The 19,214-nt window shown below is 35.0% G+C and carries 16 protein-coding genes; 5 read left to right on the forward strand and 11 right to left on the reverse strand.

Going from position 1 to position 19,214, the window contains the following annotated elements:
- Positions 1-55 precede the first annotated feature (55 nt).
- Positions 56-970 (reverse strand): zinc-binding metallopeptidase family protein, encoded by a 915-nt coding sequence (locus tag J3P34_RS02500; protein ID WP_210486282.1) that lies wholly within the window; start codon positions 968-970, stop codon positions 56-58.
- 371 nt (positions 971-1,341) lie between these two features.
- Here J3P34_RS02500 and J3P34_RS02505 point away from each other — a divergent pair, with 371 nt between their 5' ends.
- The 5 genes from J3P34_RS02505 (at position 1,342) to J3P34_RS02525 (ending at position 7,747) form a co-directional block, all read left to right on the forward strand.
- Positions 1,342-2,610 carry a tetratricopeptide repeat protein gene (locus J3P34_RS02505; RefSeq protein WP_210486283.1) on the forward strand — a complete coding sequence of 423 codons (1,269 nt, stop codon included), beginning with the start codon at positions 1,342-1,344 and terminating at the stop codon, positions 2,608-2,610.
- A 68-nt stretch (positions 2,611-2,678) separates the two neighbouring features.
- Positions 2,679-4,049 (forward strand): hypothetical protein, encoded by a 1,371-nt coding sequence (locus J3P34_RS02510; protein ID WP_210486284.1) that lies wholly within the window; start codon positions 2,679-2,681, stop codon positions 4,047-4,049.
- Between the two features lie 16 nt (positions 4,050-4,065).
- Complete coding sequence (locus J3P34_RS02515; RefSeq protein ID WP_210486285.1) at positions 4,066-5,250, forward strand: glycosyltransferase; 1,185 nt, start codon at positions 4,066-4,068, stop codon at positions 5,248-5,250.
- 1,087 nt (positions 5,251-6,337) lie between these two features.
- Complete coding sequence (locus J3P34_RS02520; protein WP_210486286.1) at positions 6,338-6,589, forward strand: hypothetical protein; 252 nt, start codon at positions 6,338-6,340, stop codon at positions 6,587-6,589.
- Between the two features lie 891 nt (positions 6,590-7,480).
- On the forward strand, positions 7,481-7,747 hold the full coding sequence (locus J3P34_RS02525) for a hypothetical protein (protein ID WP_210486287.1): 267 nt from the start codon (positions 7,481-7,483) through the stop codon (positions 7,745-7,747).
- A 106-nt stretch (positions 7,748-7,853) separates the two neighbouring features.
- Here J3P34_RS02525 and J3P34_RS02530 read toward each other — a convergent pair whose 3' ends face one another.
- From J3P34_RS02530 to J3P34_RS02575, 10 genes are read right to left on the reverse strand one after another with little or no spacing between them, the layout of a single operon-like run.
- On the reverse strand, positions 7,854-9,059 hold the full coding sequence (locus J3P34_RS02530; RefSeq protein WP_210486288.1) for a glycosyltransferase: 1,206 nt from the start codon (positions 9,057-9,059) through the stop codon (positions 7,854-7,856).
- Positions 9,060-9,086: 27 nt separating this feature from the next.
- Positions 9,087-9,890: a glycosyltransferase family 25 protein gene (locus J3P34_RS02535; protein ID WP_210486290.1), complete on the reverse strand. Its 804-nt coding sequence runs from the start codon at positions 9,888-9,890 to the stop codon at positions 9,087-9,089.
- A gap of 38 nt (positions 9,891-9,928) precedes the next feature.
- Complete coding sequence (locus J3P34_RS02540; protein WP_210486291.1) at positions 9,929-10,699, reverse strand: formyl transferase; 771 nt, start codon at positions 10,697-10,699, stop codon at positions 9,929-9,931.
- Positions 10,665-11,693, reverse strand: coding sequence for a polysaccharide deacetylase family protein (locus J3P34_RS02545; RefSeq protein ID WP_210486292.1), 1,029 nt, complete (start codon positions 11,691-11,693; stop codon positions 10,665-10,667). Before J3P34_RS02545 ends, J3P34_RS02540 begins: the two co-directional genes overlap by 35 nt.
- A 37-nt stretch (positions 11,694-11,730) precedes the next feature.
- Positions 11,731-12,798 (reverse strand): glycosyltransferase, encoded by a 1,068-nt coding sequence (locus tag J3P34_RS02550; protein ID WP_210486293.1) that lies wholly within the window; start codon positions 12,796-12,798, stop codon positions 11,731-11,733.
- Between the two features lie 27 nt (positions 12,799-12,825).
- Positions 12,826-13,938: a glycosyltransferase family 61 protein gene (locus J3P34_RS02555; protein WP_210486294.1), complete on the reverse strand. Its 1,113-nt coding sequence runs from the start codon at positions 13,936-13,938 to the stop codon at positions 12,826-12,828.
- A 9-nt stretch (positions 13,939-13,947) separates the two neighbouring features.
- Positions 13,948-15,426 carry a hypothetical protein gene (locus J3P34_RS02560; protein WP_210486295.1) on the reverse strand — a complete coding sequence of 493 codons (1,479 nt, stop codon included), beginning with the start codon at positions 15,424-15,426 and terminating at the stop codon, positions 13,948-13,950.
- A 48-nt stretch (positions 15,427-15,474) separates the two neighbouring features.
- Complete coding sequence (locus J3P34_RS02565) at positions 15,475-16,473, reverse strand: glycosyltransferase family 2 protein (RefSeq protein ID WP_210486296.1); 999 nt, start codon at positions 16,471-16,473, stop codon at positions 15,475-15,477.
- 13 nt (positions 16,474-16,486) lie between these two features.
- On the reverse strand, positions 16,487-17,590 hold the full coding sequence (locus tag J3P34_RS02570; RefSeq protein ID WP_210486297.1) for a glycosyltransferase family 4 protein: 1,104 nt from the start codon (positions 17,588-17,590) through the stop codon (positions 16,487-16,489).
- Positions 17,591-17,636: 46 nt separating this feature from the next.
- Positions 17,637-19,052: an oligosaccharide flippase family protein gene (locus J3P34_RS02575; RefSeq protein ID WP_210486298.1), complete on the reverse strand. Its 1,416-nt coding sequence runs from the start codon at positions 19,050-19,052 to the stop codon at positions 17,637-17,639.
- Positions 19,053-19,214: the final 162 nt, after the last annotated feature.

A 19,214-nucleotide genomic window follows, 5' to 3' on the forward strand; every position in this document is an offset into this window, starting at 1 on the left:
AGCTAACCTTTCTGCCCTAAAAAACAAATATACCTTATACTCTATGCAGGCTCTTTTATAGTTTCTGCATCAGGAGCTTATACAAGTCTACCATCGCGTAAATGTCTTTCTTGTGCACGATTTCATCCGGGGAATGAACGTTGTTCTCGGGTGCCCCGATGAAGCACCAGTCCCAAGGGATATTGCCGTAGTGCAGTTCCTTGCCGTCTGAGCCGCCGGCACTCTCCACTTCCACTTGGAACGGAATGTTGGCCTCCTGCGCCACCCGAATGATTTTCTGCACGAAGCTCCGTCTGGGGATAAGGGAATCACGTAGCGAGATCGCCACCCCCTGGCCAGCGTGCACGCCCTCCGTGACCCAAGTAATGTCTGAGATCAAAGCCTGGGTAACCCCGTAGTTCTCATGAATATATTTGGCCAAATACCCCACCGATCCGCCGCCGGTCTCTTCCCAACACCCAAAAGCGATTATGCCATCTTCCAACGTCTCGGCCACCTGCAACACGTTCCACACGCCCAACCGGTTGTCCAGATAGCAGCACTGCACGTTTTCCTCTGTTTCCCTAAAATCAGGCTTAAAAACCAACTCGGTGCCCCGTTCTATCTCCCGCTCAAACTCATACCTAAGCTCTCTTTCGTCCTCATCCACTACCAGCGTACACTCAATCTTTCCCTGGCTATCCTCCCCTACTAGTCTGTATCCGGTTTCTGCATCGGGCCCACCAATTCTGATCAACTGCTTCCCGTACCGAACCATGAACCCGATGGAATCCATATGGGCGAAAATGACGGTTCTGGGCTGGCCGAACACCAGCAATAGGCAATCCTGAAAACCTTTGCCGTGGTTGATCTGCGGTTGCACCTTCCATTTCGCCTGATTTTCCTGCACATAACTCAGCAGGAATTCCTTCATTCTCACTTCGTTCCCAGACGGGGCATGGATTTGGCAGAGGTCACGCAATAATTGCATAATTGTTCGTTTTTTCAAAAGTAGCAGATTTCTTTCTACCGATGCAGGAGAGAACCGAATTTCAGGTTTACGTAGGAAAAGGATAAAGAAAGGACCTGCGCTACCATTTTAGCAACCAAAGTTCTAATATCTTACCTGTGAAAACCTCCCGATAAACGTTACGCTTATTCTTTTCGCGCACAAAAAGAAGAACAGGCAAGGGCCTAGGGGATTTTTGACTTATTTTTGTAAAAACAAACCCAAAACAGCCTCAGTATTACTACGTAAATTGAACCCTACAGAAGCCAGTGCATGTTGTGGGAGGGCTATACCACCTCTTAAGCCGCACCCCTCTGATGAGCTTGTCGCGTTTTAGGAAGTTTAAAAATTTGATGAAAAAGACCCTTTTCTTATTTCTTCTTCTCTTCAGCTTTATCCAAGCCAGGGCCCAGGTTATTGACACTACCAAACAGATTGACCAGAAACTCTTGGACTCTCTGCAGGCGAGCATCATTCTGGACTCGGTGGATGTTTTGCCGCAGGCTCTGAATATCAAAGGCTGGCTTCTGCTGAACGAGAGCATCATGAATGAATTGGGAGGCGCTGTGGACAACATGTACAATTTCAAGTTCGAAACAGCCGAAAAGCAGTTCAAATCCTTGCGCCGCCGCTATCCCAAACACCCCATGCCTTATTTTCTCATTGGCCTGAGCCAATGGTGGAAAATGGTGCCTTCCAACATCACCGATACGCGCTTTGACAATTACTTCCTCGCCTACATGGATACCACCATCACCCTGGCCGAGGACCTGTACGACAAAGACAAAAACAACCTGGAGGCTGCCTTCTTCCTTTCGGCCGCCAATGGCTTCAGTGCCCGGCTGCACGCCGAGCGGAAAAACTGGCGAAAAGCAGCCATCACCAGCAATCGCGCTTTGGATTACCTCCAGAAAAGCAAAAAAGCCAACGGCCTAAGCGACGAGTTCCTCTTCGGTGAGGCGCTCTTCAACTACTACTCCATCTGGATACATGAGAATTACCCGCTCCTCCGCCCAGTGCTTTACTTCTTCCCAAAAGGCAATAAGAATTTAGGCCTGAAACAACTGCAACAAGTCGCTTTCAACGGCTTCTACACCGGCACCGAGGCCAAGTATTGGTTGATGAAGATTTACGCAAATGATGCCAAAAACGGAGCCTCGGCTATGTCGCTGGCGCAATACCTGGCCAGTACTTACCCAGACAACCCCTACTTCCAGCGCTTCTACGCCCGTATGGCTTTCACGGAAGGGAACTTTACCGTGGCAGAGCAGCTTTCAACCCAGATCCTGGACAAGATCAACCACAAAGTCTTCGGCTACGAAGCCATCAGCGGCCGCTACGCCAGCTTCTATTTGGCCTATATCAACCAATACCGGAACAGAGATTACGCCAAAGCTAAAGGTTACTACCAGCAATGTATTAGCTTTGCAGAACAGATCAACGAACAGGAATCTGGCTACTACATCTCTTCCTTTGTCAATCTGGCAAGAATCAGTGACAAAGAGAAAAACGTGCGGCAAGCAAAGCAGTACTATGAAGTAGTAATGAAGCTAGCAGACTCGAAATCTGATGCGGAAAAAGAAGCGAAGGCATATTTGAGGAAAAACCGGAAGATGAAGTAAGTTCCTACAGTTCAATATACGGCAACATAATTAATTACTTTTAAGGATTACTATTAACTTCAGTGTGGATGGAAGAATTTAAATCAACCAGGTATTTCTTAGACCTCAAAGACCTATTTTTAACTCCCATTTTCCTAATCATATACTATATTATTGCAGTATTTTTAAGGAACAAATTTAGCAATAAAGTTACTAAGAAATATTTTCTCCCAGCATTAACATTAAAATTCATTGGGGCAATTGGGTTAGGTCTAATTTATAGATACATGTATTACGGAGGCGATACTGCGAACTATTACTTCCACACAAAGCTTATTACAGCCGCTTTTTATGAATCACCCCTAGCAGGTTTCAAACTTATCTTTTTAGAAGCAGGTTTTGATCCTGAAACTTATAAATATACCTCATTAATGTTTTGGTATGGAGCAGACACAGAATATATGATAGCCAGAATTGCTGCAATACCATCAATTTTCAGTTATAACACCTATTCAGTAATTGCGATTACATTTGCAGCAATTAGCTTTAGCGGTATGTGGGCAATGTATCTTACATTCTTAAAAATATATCCTGATTTAGCCAAACAATTTGCTATTGCCGTGTTTTTTCTCCCATCTGTATTTTTTTGGGGTTCAGGATTTATGAAAGATTCGATTACGATCGGAGCTTTAGGATGGACATTCTATGGTTTCTACAATCTTTTAATTTTAAAAGTCAAAATTCCGACATCGCTTTTTGCCTTCGTATTAGGAGCAGCAGCTTTAGCTTCAATTAAAATATATATATTATTATGTTTTCTTCCACCAGCTCTATTTTGGTTGTTTAATGAATACAACTCAAGAATACAAAACAGCATAGTTAGATTGATCTCGAAACCCTTGTTCTTTGCCGTTGGTTTATCCGTTGCAGCACTTGGAGCTACAAAAATCACAGAAGGAGACGCAAAATACGATATAAATAATATTGCAGAAACAACAAAAGTCACAAGTAGGTATTTATCAGAACAAGTAACAAGTGGATCCCAATATAATATTGGCAATCTTGATGGATCAGTTTCAAGTATGGTAAAGGCAACTCCACAAGCAATTATTGTTTCGCTGTATAGGCCGTTTTTATGGGAGGCAAGAAATCCAACTATGCTTCTATCAGCTATTGAAGCACTATATTTTTTACTTTTTAGTTTATATTGCATCTACAAAGCAGGTATAATAAAGACATTTTACATCATTTCTTCAATTCCTGTTGTTAACTTTAGTTTGATATTTTCTTTACTATTTGCATTTGCAGTTGGCCTAAATAGCGGAAACTTTGGAACACTGGTAAGATATAAAATTCCATTAATGCCATTTTACTTATCAGCTCTTTTTATCATTCAAGGCAATTCCAACTCAAAAAAACAAAGAAAAAAAAACTTAATCCAATTAAAAAGAAGCTTTTAATAATTAAACATAGATAATGACAAAAAAAAGACATACGCTCGCATTTATCATTCCATCATTAACAATCGGTGGGGCTGAATTACAAACCATAAACCAAATTAATTATATAGTTAACCACAATTTATTTGATATAAGATTATTAATCCTAAGCAATAAAGTGCCTTTATATGAGCAAATCAAACTTCAGCGTGATCATATAAAAATACTTAATGAAAATTCATCTACGACTATAGATAAATTATTTTTTAAAAAACTTCCATATATTTTAACACAAACTGTCACTTTTCTCAGAGACCATCAGGTCACTGATATTCTAGCAATTTTACCTATGTCTCAATTCATTAGTAGGTTGGCCAAAGGAACAAATAATTTACTTGGAAGGAACATCTCCCTTAGTTCTTATTACCGAGATGTTGAATATAAAACAACGCCACTCGACACCATTTTTAAGAAGACCTTCAATGCATTAAATTCAGGATTAGCTTTTTTATTTGACAATAGAAGCTTATTCATATCAAATGCAGTACATGAAGATATTAAACAAAACATATACGTCAGGAGAAGTTTAGTACTTCCAAACAGTCTTCCTTTGAACCAAGTCAATTCAGACGAAGGCAAATATTTTCTTGCAGCAAATGGAATAAGCGAAGAAAACTTTATAATCTTAATTCCAGGAAGATTACATCCTAAGAAGGGACACAATGTCTTCATAGAAGCTTTTAAAGTAATATTGGAATCAAATAAACTAAATAAAATAAAAGTCATCATTGCTGGGGACGGTCCCTCTAGATTAGAGATAGAGAACAAAATCTCCGAATATAATTTAGAAAAATATTTTTATATAAACGGGTTTACAGAAAACAAGCTACTATTATCACTTTATAAATGTGCAAATTTGGTAGTAATACCTTCTATTTACGAAGGGTTTGGAAATGTAGCAATTGAAGGCCTTATGCAGCAAAGCCTAATGCTAGTTTCTAATACAGGCGGACTAGGTGAAATAATATCTGATGGTATAAATGGTTTTACCTTCCAGTGTGGAAACTCAATAGACCTTTCTAAAAAACTCTTATTCATTTATGAAAATAAACACAAAGTATTAATTGAAAAATCGGTTATGCTTAATGATTTTAAGAGCAACTATACTATAGAGAGCCAACTAAAGAAAATTTTTAAATTCTTAAACCTAAATTTAAAATAAAATACACTACAATATAACACAAAAAAACATTATCCTTTAATGAAAAACAAATTACTATCAAAAACAAACACCATAAAAGGTCAAAACAGCGAAAATTTATTATATTAAAACTTCAATCATTCTTTATAGAAAATAAATATAAACATTTAAGAAATGTATCAAATTCGTCAACTCCTAACATTTTTAGCGAAGATACTCCTACAGAACCCAAGCAATTAATTGTGAGAGATTCATTTACATTACACAATTATTTTTTATTTATTACACTTATTTATATATAAGGATTTCATCCGACACTAACGGAAAATTATTAAGCCTGACATAATCAGTTAGTGTTTTTCTAATTCAAGAATCTCTCTTGCAAGTTTAGCAGTCAAAGCCCACCATTGACTTCTCCTTGTAGTTATTTATAAATAAGCAACTTTCTAAATAGAAATACTTTTGCAACATATCTAATCACATAAAAATTGATTTCTTTTTTAAGGTTTAAACAATATGTGAGAAAAGAATATATTTAAAATTTTATTCATTAAATAGAAAACAAAACTCAACTAACCTTAAATTAAATAAAACCACCATTATTAATCCTATCCAATAATTAGCCATTATTCTCCACCTGCCTGCGACTATTTTGTCACCGATCAAAGAAACACTTTCAAAAATACAGTCGCACAACTTAATACAAAATACTAATGTATATTAAGCATTATTGAAAGATGTATGAACATATCCAAAACACAACTAAGCACAACTTCTTAATCAAATAAAAATTAGGTTATTCAACCCAACCATAGTTGATAAAAAAAATAAATAAACACATTTTTAAATATAAATATTAAAATATATTCAATAACTATTAAGTTGTAATCTACAATGTATGATGAAGGAATAAGCATGGCAGCAAAGGTGTTTACAGAAAGTTGTGTGCGAGATAGCTATCCAGGTAAACTGCCCCTAGTGCCACAGTTTGAAGGTAGTGAAAAACGGCGTTAAGCGCACGGGCAGGTAGAACTTTCTGTGCCACAGGTGCTCGAAGCAGCTCCAGTATGAGTACACGAGAGCAGGCTGCCAGCGTGGTGCTAAACAAGTGGTGCTACGGATGCTGGTGCGGATTTGCGGTATCCAAGACATTGAGGAGGTGACGGGCGTGCACCGGCAGACCGTGTTCCGGTGGCTGAACCACCAGGCCGGCAGCCTTAGCGTACTCCCCGTGCGCGGACACTACTCCTGGGTGCAGATAGACCAAGTCTGGACCTTCGTCAAAGAGAGCAAGAGACGCAAAAGGTGGCTCTCCTATGTCTACGCGCCTGAAACAAACGAGGTGCTAACCTGGAGTTGAGGAAACCGCAGCGATCACACGGTCGCAAAGCTATACAGTCAGTTGCACAGTTGCAGACGCTAGAAATCGGCAGGTTCTGCACCGATGACTAGCCCGCCTTCACCAAGGTACTGCCAAAGGAAAGGCACCTAATCAGAAAGGCCTACACAAGGAACAACGAGTGGTGGACCTTTGCCTGAGGACCAAAAAACAGAAGGGTGATCAGAAAAAAAACTCTGCTTCTCCAAGAAAGAGCAGAACCATTACAATGCCATGAAACTGATATTCTACTACCGCACCCATCATCCATTGTAGACCACAACCAACTTCTAAACTCAGAATCGCCCATTGAGAATAAGAAAAAATAATAAATAAATAAATAAATAAATAATTAATAATTAAAGTACGTAAATTTAATTTTAAAGTATTTAATAGAACTTAAAAGCGGTTTAAAAAACAATCCAAATTGGACCGTTTTGACATATGGAGAATGACTAACCTTTGCGTTTGTTTCTAGGAAAAAAATCAATGCGCCGCTATTAGATAACTGACCTTCAATAGGAGCTGATGTTCCCATTGTTGCCAGGGAAGGCCCGGGACGTGGGCCGCACGGCCGGTGAAAACCGCATCTTTAACGAGGTGCTGTAGGTCGTCCCTAGCGGAGCTTTCTGGCGGGACCTGCCCGAGGGCTTTGGCCCTTAGAATTAGGTCTATGTGCGCTTTCCCCGCTGAGTCCTGAGAGCTTTTGGCAGCAAGTATTCCAACCCCTTTAGAACCCGGACCTTGACTAGCTCATGGTCGACTCGACTGCCGTCAGGGCGCACCAGCACACGGCGAGGCAAAAAAGGCGACCCTACGTCAGAGTGCCTAGGCTGCTCGACGGGTGGCTGGTCCATCAAGACCCACCCGGTAGTGGCCGAATTGGGCAATCCGCTGCGCATCACCCTCACGGTAGGTAAACGGGGCAACGCCACCCAAGCCCGGAGACTGTTGGAGAGCTACCTGTTAGGTGCCGTGCTGGCCGACCACAACTATTACGCCAACGCCTTACTTGCCTTCATCTGGGACACGACCCGAGGCGGTGATACCCTCCAAGGGGAACAGCCTGTGGCAGGGGCCGATCAACCAAAACCTCTAAAGGAACAGAAACAAGGGGGGGCATCCCTTCAACAAGATTAGGAATTCCGGCGCGTGGCTACCCTGTACGAGAAGACCGCTGATTACTTCGCCGGATTCGTTTACCTGACTTCAGCAATCATATTGTTGCATTAATTGACAACACGCCCTAAGAACTTTGATTAAAAATAAGAGTATTATAAGCTGAAACAACATAATCAATTGATCTGTACCTTTCTGCCATTCCTCTCAGTTTGCTTTTATGATTTTCATCATTCAAGATTATTTGAATCTGATCAAAGGCACTTTCAATATTTAAGAAACTTCTATCAATTATAGCTCCACCACCTTCATTCTTAATAATATCTGAATCATCGCCAACCCCTTCAGAAATCAAAATAGGCAATCCATTGGCCCAATATTCCCCATTCTTGGTGGGAGAGGCAAAAGCTAAATTCTTGGTTGATCTCATAAATGAGAAAGCAAAATCGCTGGCTGATAAATATTTAGGCACTTCATTATGTGGTACTTTACCAATATAAATTTGTTTTTCGAAAACTCCTATGGACTTAAATTTTTCCAGCACTTCCTCATAAGGGTTGGGAGTCAAAACAATTAATTTAAAACTAAATTTAAAATAATCAAAAGCTTTTTTAAAAATTAAAAAAGCTTCCTCATCATAATAGAGACCACCAAATTTCCCAACATATATTCCAACAACATCATTTGAATTAAATTTTAAGTTAAATCTAAGTTCATAACGTGCATTTAAATTATGCTGAAACTTAATTAAATCAACAGGGACAGGAACAGTATAAATCCTGCTACTAGCAATCCCATCATTAATAAGCTTAAATTCAAATTTTTTTGAAACAGGCATTAAGCCATTTGCAAATTGCTTTATAGCCTCTTCCCACTTCTTTTGAAAGTAATATCTAGGGTCATAACGTTTCCATACTCCTGACTCAAGCATATAATCAGCATGCGGCTCAAATGACTCTACAAAATAAGGCACACCTGTATTTTTGAGTGCCAAATAAACCAAAGCCCCAGCAGGAGCTCCTCTACTAATTACTTTATCAACTTTATAACCACTAACAAGCCTTTTAATATTTTTTGGGAAATAAATAAAATCATAAATTTTATTAAGCAAATTGAAGACCTTATTCTTAGAATATAGAGGCTCGAATATAATTTTTTGATTATGTGTAAAATTAAATTTTAGAATAGATGGTACTTGTCCTTCTCTTTCAACCGTGGTGAGGATAATTTTCTCTACCTCCACCTTCTTTGCTAATACCTCTAAACTTGGAAAAGCAGTTGCAATAGTCAATGGATCATTTATACTCCAATAGGTTAGGTAAAGAATTATCATTTATACAACTTTTAAACTTGCTAAAAATTATGCCAAATCAGCAGAAAGTGGCGAGGCTTCATTCATGAATGCAACATTCCTCATCCTTAATTGTAATTTTTTTCTTCGCTTACGTAAAAGTTGCACAAATGGGAAAACTTTATACTTATCAACTAGCTTAACGATTTTACCAATTAAAGTAGAGTAATCTACATAATCAATTTCACTTTTTAAAAAAGCTGAACTTGCTAAATAGGGATAACAACATCGTAAAATTTTAAATGCCCCATTTTCATGAAAATATTTCCACTGATCTGCTGTAACCCTTATCGGCAAAATTAGTTCTGATAGATTTTTAGCTACTTCAAAAGTTATGATATATGCTCCTGTTGTCATTGAAGGATGTACTCTACTAGGGTACGACAAAGTAAACTCCCCTATCAAAGCTTCCTTATTTATATTAGATAGTTCAAGAAGCTTTGTTGTAGTATAATATAACAATACAACCTCGCTTTCAGCCATTTTGTTTCCAATAGCTTCTGAGACAACAGAAAAACTGTTATCAAGAATCATATCATCCTCTAAAATAATTGCCTTTTCAATTTTTTCTTCAACAATTTTTTTATAAATATTATAATGACTAAGCGCACAACCAATGGCTCCCTTTGAAAGCCAAGTTGGTCTCCTTTCTATAGCTTCCAAATCACACATCTCTGCTATAAAATTGTCTGTCAGATTGTAGCCATCCACCGCCTCCACAAACTCATAATCTAACTTTAGTTTATTAAGTTGCTCCTCCATGAATTTACGTCGCTCAATAGAACGACGCATATTAACAACAAAAATTTTCATTATAATAAAATCTTAAAGAAATACTAAGGGAACCGTAACTACTTAATCTTTTTTATTCTCCGATTTTGAATATACTCCCAAAGCGTAGGGTGTGACCATAATCTAGAATTTCCAGTAGGTGCAGATATAAATGAAAGACAATCACTTGAAATATCTTTAATAGCTTGTATTAACAATGGCAAACCCACAGCTAATTGTAATAAAGGATAGGTTGAAAAATTATCATCTGCACCAACAGTAATGCGACCTTGATAAATTATTTTACCAGTATCTATACCTGAATCAACAATATGCACGGTAACACCACAATTAATTTTATCATTGTTGACCAAAGCCCAATAACCACCATGAACTCCCCTGTATAAAGGGGTTATACCTGCATGTATATTAAGATAAATACTGTTACAAGCATTTAATGTAGGTCTTGAGATAATTCTAGTGCCATTTACAACGATAATATCTGGTTGTAAATCATGTAGCACCTTTATACACTCGTTGGAATTAGCAGAGGGCACATGAAATATTTTATCAGAAATTAAAGGGCTGTTGTTTAGATCAAATTGATTTCTAATATACTGTAATCTAGATAGAGCCTGACGCTGCAAAATAAATTTATTATAAAATTGGAATATTACTTGCCCAACAACTTTAAACAAACCTAGCTTCTTAATTCTTTTTTTAAGAAATGTAAATTGACTAATATTCTCTTCCAGGATAACAGCTTCAATTGAAAACTCACTGTTCAATGCATGAAACACAATATTTGTAGACTCACTAGCAGTTGCTAAGATAACAATCCTTTTTCCCATTATTTTGATCAATTAAAAAGTCCGCTATTTCTCCCATACTTCTTGAAACCATTCCATAATCATTCTGAAGTTGTTTGAAATGAGCAAGGATTTCATCCAAAAAAAGCATATTATCTGGCAAATTACCTCCAAAATTATGGGGGTGCCACCAAAGATGAAAAACCTTCTTGTATTTTGCAGCATAAGTCATAGCAGCCTTAATCCGTTTCACTCTAAGATCTTCAAATATTTTAAAAGAATTGGAAACAGGACGTAAGAACCTACTAGCAGGAATATTATATGGAAATGAAGTTGCTATATTCTTTAATTCATAACAATTATGTCCGGAAAGATTTAAATAAGCATCTAATAGCCTAGCTCCTCTTTTCAGCATGCTTTCTTCCTCTTCTTTCTTCTTATTATAAATCCATGAAACTTCATTACCCCTATAAGAGGTAAACCCAGCTTGCTTGCAAAGGGGGATATATTCATTATTTATCTGGTTTCTTGGAAAAACAATACTCCTTAAATGGACACCAATTCGGTTAGCAACAGAAATTGCGGTATTCAAATCACATTTAAAATCATTAGCAGTTTGCCCAGACTCTAAACAATAATAATGACTAAATGTGTGAGAAGCTAACTCTTGCTTAGGGTATTTCAGAATCAATGTAATCAATGATTTCCCAAAATGATAAGGATCATCCTCCTCTGACTTGCCAACTTTTAAAATATCAAGATAGGGAGAAAGGATACTATTACTATAATTAGGCTTTACTTCAGGCAAATTGGAAAGCATTTCCTCCTGATTACCAAAAAACAATAAACCTACAGTTGCCCAGGTAGCTCTTACATCAAACCTATCAAAAATTTTTAACAGAGCTGGAACCACCTCTCTTACACCTAAAATATTTTTACCATACACTTCTAAACTTTGTTGGTCTCTTACTCCCCAATTAAGTTCAAAATCAAGTGAAATTACAAACAGACCTTTGTCATAAAGGTTTTCATTCATAAAATAATATCTTTTAAAGATCCGATATCAGCGTTCATTAGCTGAAAAGATTCATAAAATTCTTTTGGTTTGATAATACAGAATATTCACTCTCTACCTTTTTGCGAGCCTCTGCTCCCATCTTAACTCGCTTATCTACCGATCTATACAATGACTTGATAGCTAGTTTCCATTCATCATCAGAATTACAAATATAACCATCAACACCATCAATAATTATAATAGAATTGACCCCAACGGGTGAAACAATGGCAGGGACACCTAGTGACATATATTGAAGAGCTTTGAAACCACACTTTCCCTCTGTCCACTCATCTTCTTGAAGTGGCATAAGACCAACATTGAAATTTAAAAGATCTGAAATCTCTGAAAACTTATTCCATGGCAGGAATTTAAAACTTTTAAGATCCCACTCTGGATTTTTATTAGCAATCACATATAAATCAAAATCTATTTCATTTTCAAGATCACGGATTAAATTAATTTTAGTTTCTAAATGACATAAAGTTGAGTGCGTACCAGTCCAGCCTATTACAAAACGATCAGTAGATTGATTCTTTATTTGATTGTGGAGATTGACAGTATCAATAGTAGTAGGATTAAGAACAACATTGTTAGTAAAATGTTCAGCAAAACTACACAAATAATTATTTCCAGCACTCACTTTATAGCTCCAAGAGCATATTAGCTGTACCTTCTTAGGATACTTAATAAAATTTTTCACCCACTCACCTTTACCAAATTGATGTAACCAAATAGCATCATCAAAATCATAAATAATTTTTTTCTTAAAAATTTTTGCGACTACCCATTCAAACCAAGGTGGTCCAGCCAATGTTGCCTCCCTATGTATGAATACATAATCAAATTTATTAATTTTAAAAAGAAGCAAGAATCTTCTTAGGAAGCCCAAAATAATACCTACAATTTTTTTTATCAAGTACCCATTCTTGTAAAATATTTCCCATGTTTTATCATCTAAAAAGGAATGGATTTCAAAGATATGGCCATTATTAGTAAGGCAATTCAAATATTGCTCATACCTGAAGCGCTGTGAAGGGGCTTTGCCAAATGGATAGGGAACGACAAAGACAATTTTATTCATATAATTGTAAACTCTCAAGCAATAGGATTAATTTATCAAATCACCGATTAAATCAACGAAACCGTCTAAATCAATACAAAAATCAAGGTTATTATCTGCAGTACCACTTATGTAGGAACGATACTCATGTCCACATGCTTTACTAAGTAAACAATAATGAGATTTAACCATATTTTCAGGTTGGATTTCTACAACTTTGCAATCAGAGGCAAAAAGTACATGAGTTAAACCCGCACCATGACAACTAATAATAACAGAAGCATTTACAAACAATTCAACCTGGTCACGAAAAGCTAACTTTTCTGCTTGAACAATTAAATAACCACTCCTCTCTAATAAGTTAATAATACTAGCCTCATTAAGAATTCTTCTTTTCAAAGCACCTTTTCGACTTATATATATTTTCTTTTTAGAACTACTATTATTAATCTGATAACCCTGCAATATTATGGATTTCACATAACAAATATGCTCCTTTGGTAAATACCCGCTCATGTGACTCGAAGCGAAACTAGGAAGCCAAAATTCATCAATATACCATTTTTCTGAGTTCTTGATTTTAACTAATTTAAGCCTACTATCTTCTTGAAGAAAGAATTTAACCGATTCCTCCTGAAAAGGCTCCAATCTATCATTAACTATTAAAAAAATAGTACTTTCAAAAGGAATTTGTTTAATCGAATAAAATCTAGGAAGGCAATCAATAAACCAATGATAAATATTCCATTTAGACCACGGCAAGTGAATAACAGAAGTGTAAACTCCCTTTTTATTTTTACCAAACATAAGGGATGGCATTCTAAAAGACGGAGATTTAATCAATCTTAATTCATCAAAAGCGGATTCTGCCACCACAGCATTCCTTTCCTCAACGATAGCTCCAGAATTACCTAAAAAAATTACATCTTTATGACAACTTATAAAAGTCTCTTTTTGAAAATACTTCAAACTATATCTATAGTGAACACCATATATCTGCTCAGTTTTTATTAAACATTCTCTTTCACTATCACAGATATCTACCTCATAAGAAGGGGTTACTACTATTTTATTATTCAAAGCCCTAAGTGGCAAGTGATCGGCAAAATACCCAATCAACCCTATACTTCTGGAAAATAGCTTTGTAAATAAATCCAACATAAACAACTCTTATAACGTTTTAGAAAAATCATCAAGATTTTGATCATATTTTTCATCATAAAAATATGAAGCATTCTTCTGACAATTTCCTAACCACCTTTCTCTGAATAAAATATCATTCTTGAAACACATAAAAAGCTTGACAAATTCATCTGCAGATCTAATATCTTTAAGCACATCACTAATATTAACATTAACTAAGCTATTGATTCCTCTAGGGAATTCCTCCGTTCCTATTGTGACTGCAGGCATACCTAATCCCAGAACCTCAAATATAGCAGTTGAATGATAACTCACTAAAATTTCATGTTCCTTCATGAGTTCCATTAAGCTTAAGTCAGGTGTTAAATATTTTGTATTCTCGTTATTAACATAAGATTGATACCAATCATTGTTATTTTTTGGTTCACGCACATGGCATTTGATAGATACCACAATGCTACTAGGTAATATATCCTTTAAAGCTAAAAGAAACTTTTTTGTATGCTCAAAGGTGCTAGGTTGGGTAGCAAAAAGTATTTTTAATGTATCATTTGGTTCTGTTTTCCTACTAAATGATTTCCTCAATTTATCAACCCTAAAATTACCAAGAGAACGTATTTGATTGTGATTCCAAAAACCGCTTTCAAGTAAATTCTCTCTAAAAAACTCACCAAATACAAAAATATAATCTGGAAGAACCATTTTATAATATAAGGATTTTAGATATCCAGACATGATATAATCAGGCTTATCTTTAATAATAAATCCATGTTGAAATTCATAAACTGGAATACCTAAGTTTCTGCCTGCAGCCATCGCTCCTGTAGGAATCCCGTCAACCATGCATATCGCCTTAGGTGAAACTATTCTAAAAAGCATCTTATTTAAAAGATAATCAGCATAAAATCTACTCAAAATTGAACAAACCTTATTTTCCTCTATTACAAAGGAATATCCCTCCTTTCTAAAGAAATCATTTAGCAAAAAAACAATCCTTTTAGCTTTGTCGCTTACAACATATTTATTTACAAATAATTTATTTACAATAAAAAGCAATAATCTCATGTCATCAGTATGCAAATCCTTTTTAACAGCAACATTTTTAGGATCTTTAACAACATTACTTTCAACATATACAACTTTTCTTTTAAACCATTTTATAATTAAATAATCAAAGAAGACATCAATATGCTTACCATTTAATTTCTCAAGTTTATAATTAGCGTTAGTATAAAAAAGAGGCCTTCCACGTTTAAATACAAACAACTTAAACACATTGAAAAAAATCCTTAATGTTGAATAAATCAAATTAAACGGACTATTATTAAGATTTCTTTTTTTAACTTTAAAAGTTGTGTCTTTAACAGAATAATATAAAGGCTTTTTAAGCAATTGCCAGGTATTCCAACCATAAAACGTGTCTTGCAATATAAAATCCTCATTATTAACCTCAAATTTTGAAATTGCTTCAGAAATCTCATGAGGGCTCATCAAATTAATATTCATAATTGAAGTTACATTTATTTTAAGAACACATTGTTAGTATAAGATTTTTCAATGAAACCAAACAACGTATTTTGGCATCAATAACGAAAACAATTTTCTAGCCACCCTTTTTAGATACGTATTTTCAACTATTTTTCTAGATCTAATATTAATATACTTTTTACCAAAACTATAAGTCATTTTATTTACTAAACCATATTCCAAAGTTTGTTTCCAAACAGTAAAAGCAAGGCTATCCTCACCTATACTCTTAATCTTACAAGCTAATAAAAGATAATTAGCTGCCATTAACCTTTTATTAAGATCATTTAATAAATTTTTCTTTTTAAGATTACTAACAGTATTTCCCAATAAGGGTATTCGGTTGCTATACATATAAAGTCTAGTCTGACCTGAACTCATACGCTCATTCCCTCGACGACAATAACAGTCGACAGAATTTGGATAAACCTTGAATTTAAATCCTTCAATTAATGCTCGAACATGTATATCCCAATCCTGCCATTTACTAAGAGATTCATCAAAACCATTAATTTTCTTAATCGATTCTGTTTTCCAGATTGGACTAGTAATTGGCCATTGAGGTCTGAATAAAAACCCACTTAAATAATTATCTTCAAAGGACTCATACATCCAAACTTGACTAGAATCACCTATGCTATTTATAAAAACCTGCATAGGGAATACAGCAAACTCTAATTCTAGGTCTACCAGCATCTTTTCAACACGACTCTCAATACAATGTGACGCTAGTAAATCATCAGAGTCTAAAAAAATTGCATATTCTCCTTTTGATAAATTAAGTCCAATATTTCTACAAGTTTGTGCTCCTTTAGGGAGTCTATCCCTTTTTACCAAAATAAACCGTTCATCTTTGCAGACATACTTTTGGATTATGTCTATACTATCATCTGTCGATCCATCATCAACAATAATAGCTTCCCAATTATTATATGTTTGTGCTATTAATGAATCTAAAGTTTCATTAATAATACTTGCTCTGTTATAATTAGGGATTATAATACTGACTAATGGGTTGTTCTTCATTTTTAAACTAAGGCTAAATGTTCTGCTCAATTATTTTGCGAAGATTTAAAATACTTTTTTCCATAGTATAATTCTCTAAAACATTCTTATAACCAGCTTCACCAAGTTCAGATGCTAGCTTCTTATCAAGCAATATTTGAACCATATAATTTGCCATATCAAGAACATCACCTTCTTCAACTAAGTAACCTGTAGAACCATGTTTAACAACATCCTTTATACCTGCATGTTTTGTACTAATAACAGGAAGGCCTGAAGCTTGAGCTTCTAAAATTGTATTAGGTGTTCCTTCTGAATCACCTGAAGATGGCATCAAAGAATGCTGAATAAAAGCTCTTGAGCCTTGCATTAACTCAGCTACTTTTTCATGTGATAATGCATTATAAATCTGAATGTTCTTGTCTAACTTAAGTGATTTTATAATATTCAGACAAGTTTCAAACAAAGCACCAGACCCAACCATTATTAATTTCGCATCTGGCACTGCTTCTAAAGCTTTTTGAAAAGCAAGAATTGTTAAATAAGGAGCTTTTTTATCTACAAATCTTCCAACAGCTATTAACTGTCTTGGAGAGTTCTCGATATTAGCTTTTTTAAACTTCTCAACATTAACTCCATAAACGTTATAAAAAACTTTTGAGGGATCAGCACCTAATCTTATTATTTGCTGCTCCATATCCTTAGAAACCACAATAATTGCCTTAGCAACACTGAAAAGTTTAACATAATCGTTTCTGTACATCTCTAATATATCCTTTCTATATGCATCGTATCCATGAAAATGAACTATCAATGGTATATTATATTTTTCACAAAATTTCATTGCTCTTACTCCTGATATGCTATACTCAGCTAATAACACTTCAACATTATGCTTTTTTATAAATCTTAATACTCTCCAGCCTTTGATTAGATTTTTCAATACTATTAAAGCTTTCAACATCCAACTAATTATAATAATTTGTTTTTTAAAATTTATATTATTAGCTTCAAGAGGAAGTGAAAAATATGAAAGTGTACAAGCTGGCAAAAACTCGACATGAGCTTTGATAAAGGTTTCTGAGTAGGGTAATTCTTTATCTCTTATTAGCACACAAATTTTAGTTTTAGCTTTCATCGCTTCTTATCAACTGTTTAAAAAATTTAAAACAAAAATAGATATACTAGATTTTTTTTCTTAATACTGAATTGTAAAACAGATAACCCAAAGACCTATTTTTAACAATTAAATAAGTAAAATATACTAATAATAAAATTGGCAAAGCCTTATACATTCCCACCCATAGAGCAAATAAAATAAGCAAGGATAGTATTATCTTTGGCATCCAAAATCTTACGATAAATTGAAAATCATAGCCAAAGCTCTTTACAAATCCAAAGTACAAATTCACAGGAACATTAACGAGCAAATATCCTAATGCATATACCCTAACTATATCTTTAACAGAGAAAAAAGCACCAATCCCTATAAATGCAATCATCAATATTGCATTCACTGCCCCAACATAAAAGTTCATTTTCTCTTTACCTAATAAGTAATATATATTACCCACAGTGGTAACTAATCCTTGTGTTAGAATCATTAATCCAAAATATGGTAATAACTCAGCAACCATTAACCAATTGTCACCCCATAATATCTGTACTAGTTGACTAGGAAAAAGAATCAATACCACAGCTATAGGAAAGTCCAGCATACTTATAATACTTAAGATATCTTCATATTCTTTTTTATAGTCCCCTCCATCTTTTACCAACTTCTTTAGACTTGGAAAAAGAATTGAACCAAATACTCCAGAAATCAGATTTAAAGGAAGCGTTAACAAAGAATATGCTCTATTATATATACCTAGTTCAGCAGTTCCATACATTTTACCAATTAAAAGGTTGTCAAAGTTTCTAGCCCAATAATTAACCAAATTAAACCCAAGCACATTAGCCATCAACGATTTTGTATGTCTATAACCTGCAACTGTATACTTCCATGAATATATTTTATATCCAAGTTTAACTTTGTTTTCGATGAATAGATAATTTAAAACTGCAGCAACAATTTGAGGTATGATAAGTGCCCAAAATGTAAATCCTAAATAAGCAAGGATAATGGTTATAATTACACTTAACAAAGTGGAATACAGGTCTCTTTGGCCCAAAAAAATAAAATCCAATTTTTTCCTTAAAATTGCGGATGGGACAATAGATAAGGGCCGAAAAATAAAAACTATTGAAAAGACTACCGTCGGTATGATCAATTCCATATTCCCATAAAACAATGCTAAAGGATATGCTAGAATCAGCATGATAAAGAATATAGAAACACCTATCATGAAGCTTAAATTCCTTAATGCTTTATAATAAGTTTCACCATAATCTCCGCGTATTATAGCTGCTCCAAAACCTGCATTCGCAAAAATTGAAACAAAACCTGTAAACACAGTAATTAATGCAAAAAAACCATAATCTTTAGGCAATAAAAGACGTGAAATAATTGTAGAGGATAAGAAATTAATCACCTGTACTGAATAACTGTACCCTCCTACAGTTAGCAAATTTTTAAAAAAACCTTTTTTAAAACTCAATTTCAATCAGTTATAATAAATATCGGCCGTATTAGAATTTAGACAAAAGTAATCAATACTCTAAGTACTAACTGTCAATTTGTTAAATTTTTAAATACATCTTTAACAACTTTTTCACCAAACAAGAAAATGATTAAAAGAATAAATATCCTCCATTTGGCA

The organism is Rufibacter aurantiacus (genome assembly GCF_017916345.1).
In the GTDB taxonomy this organism is placed as follows: domain Bacteria; phylum Bacteroidota; class Bacteroidia; order Cytophagales; family Hymenobacteraceae; genus Nibribacter; species Nibribacter roseolus.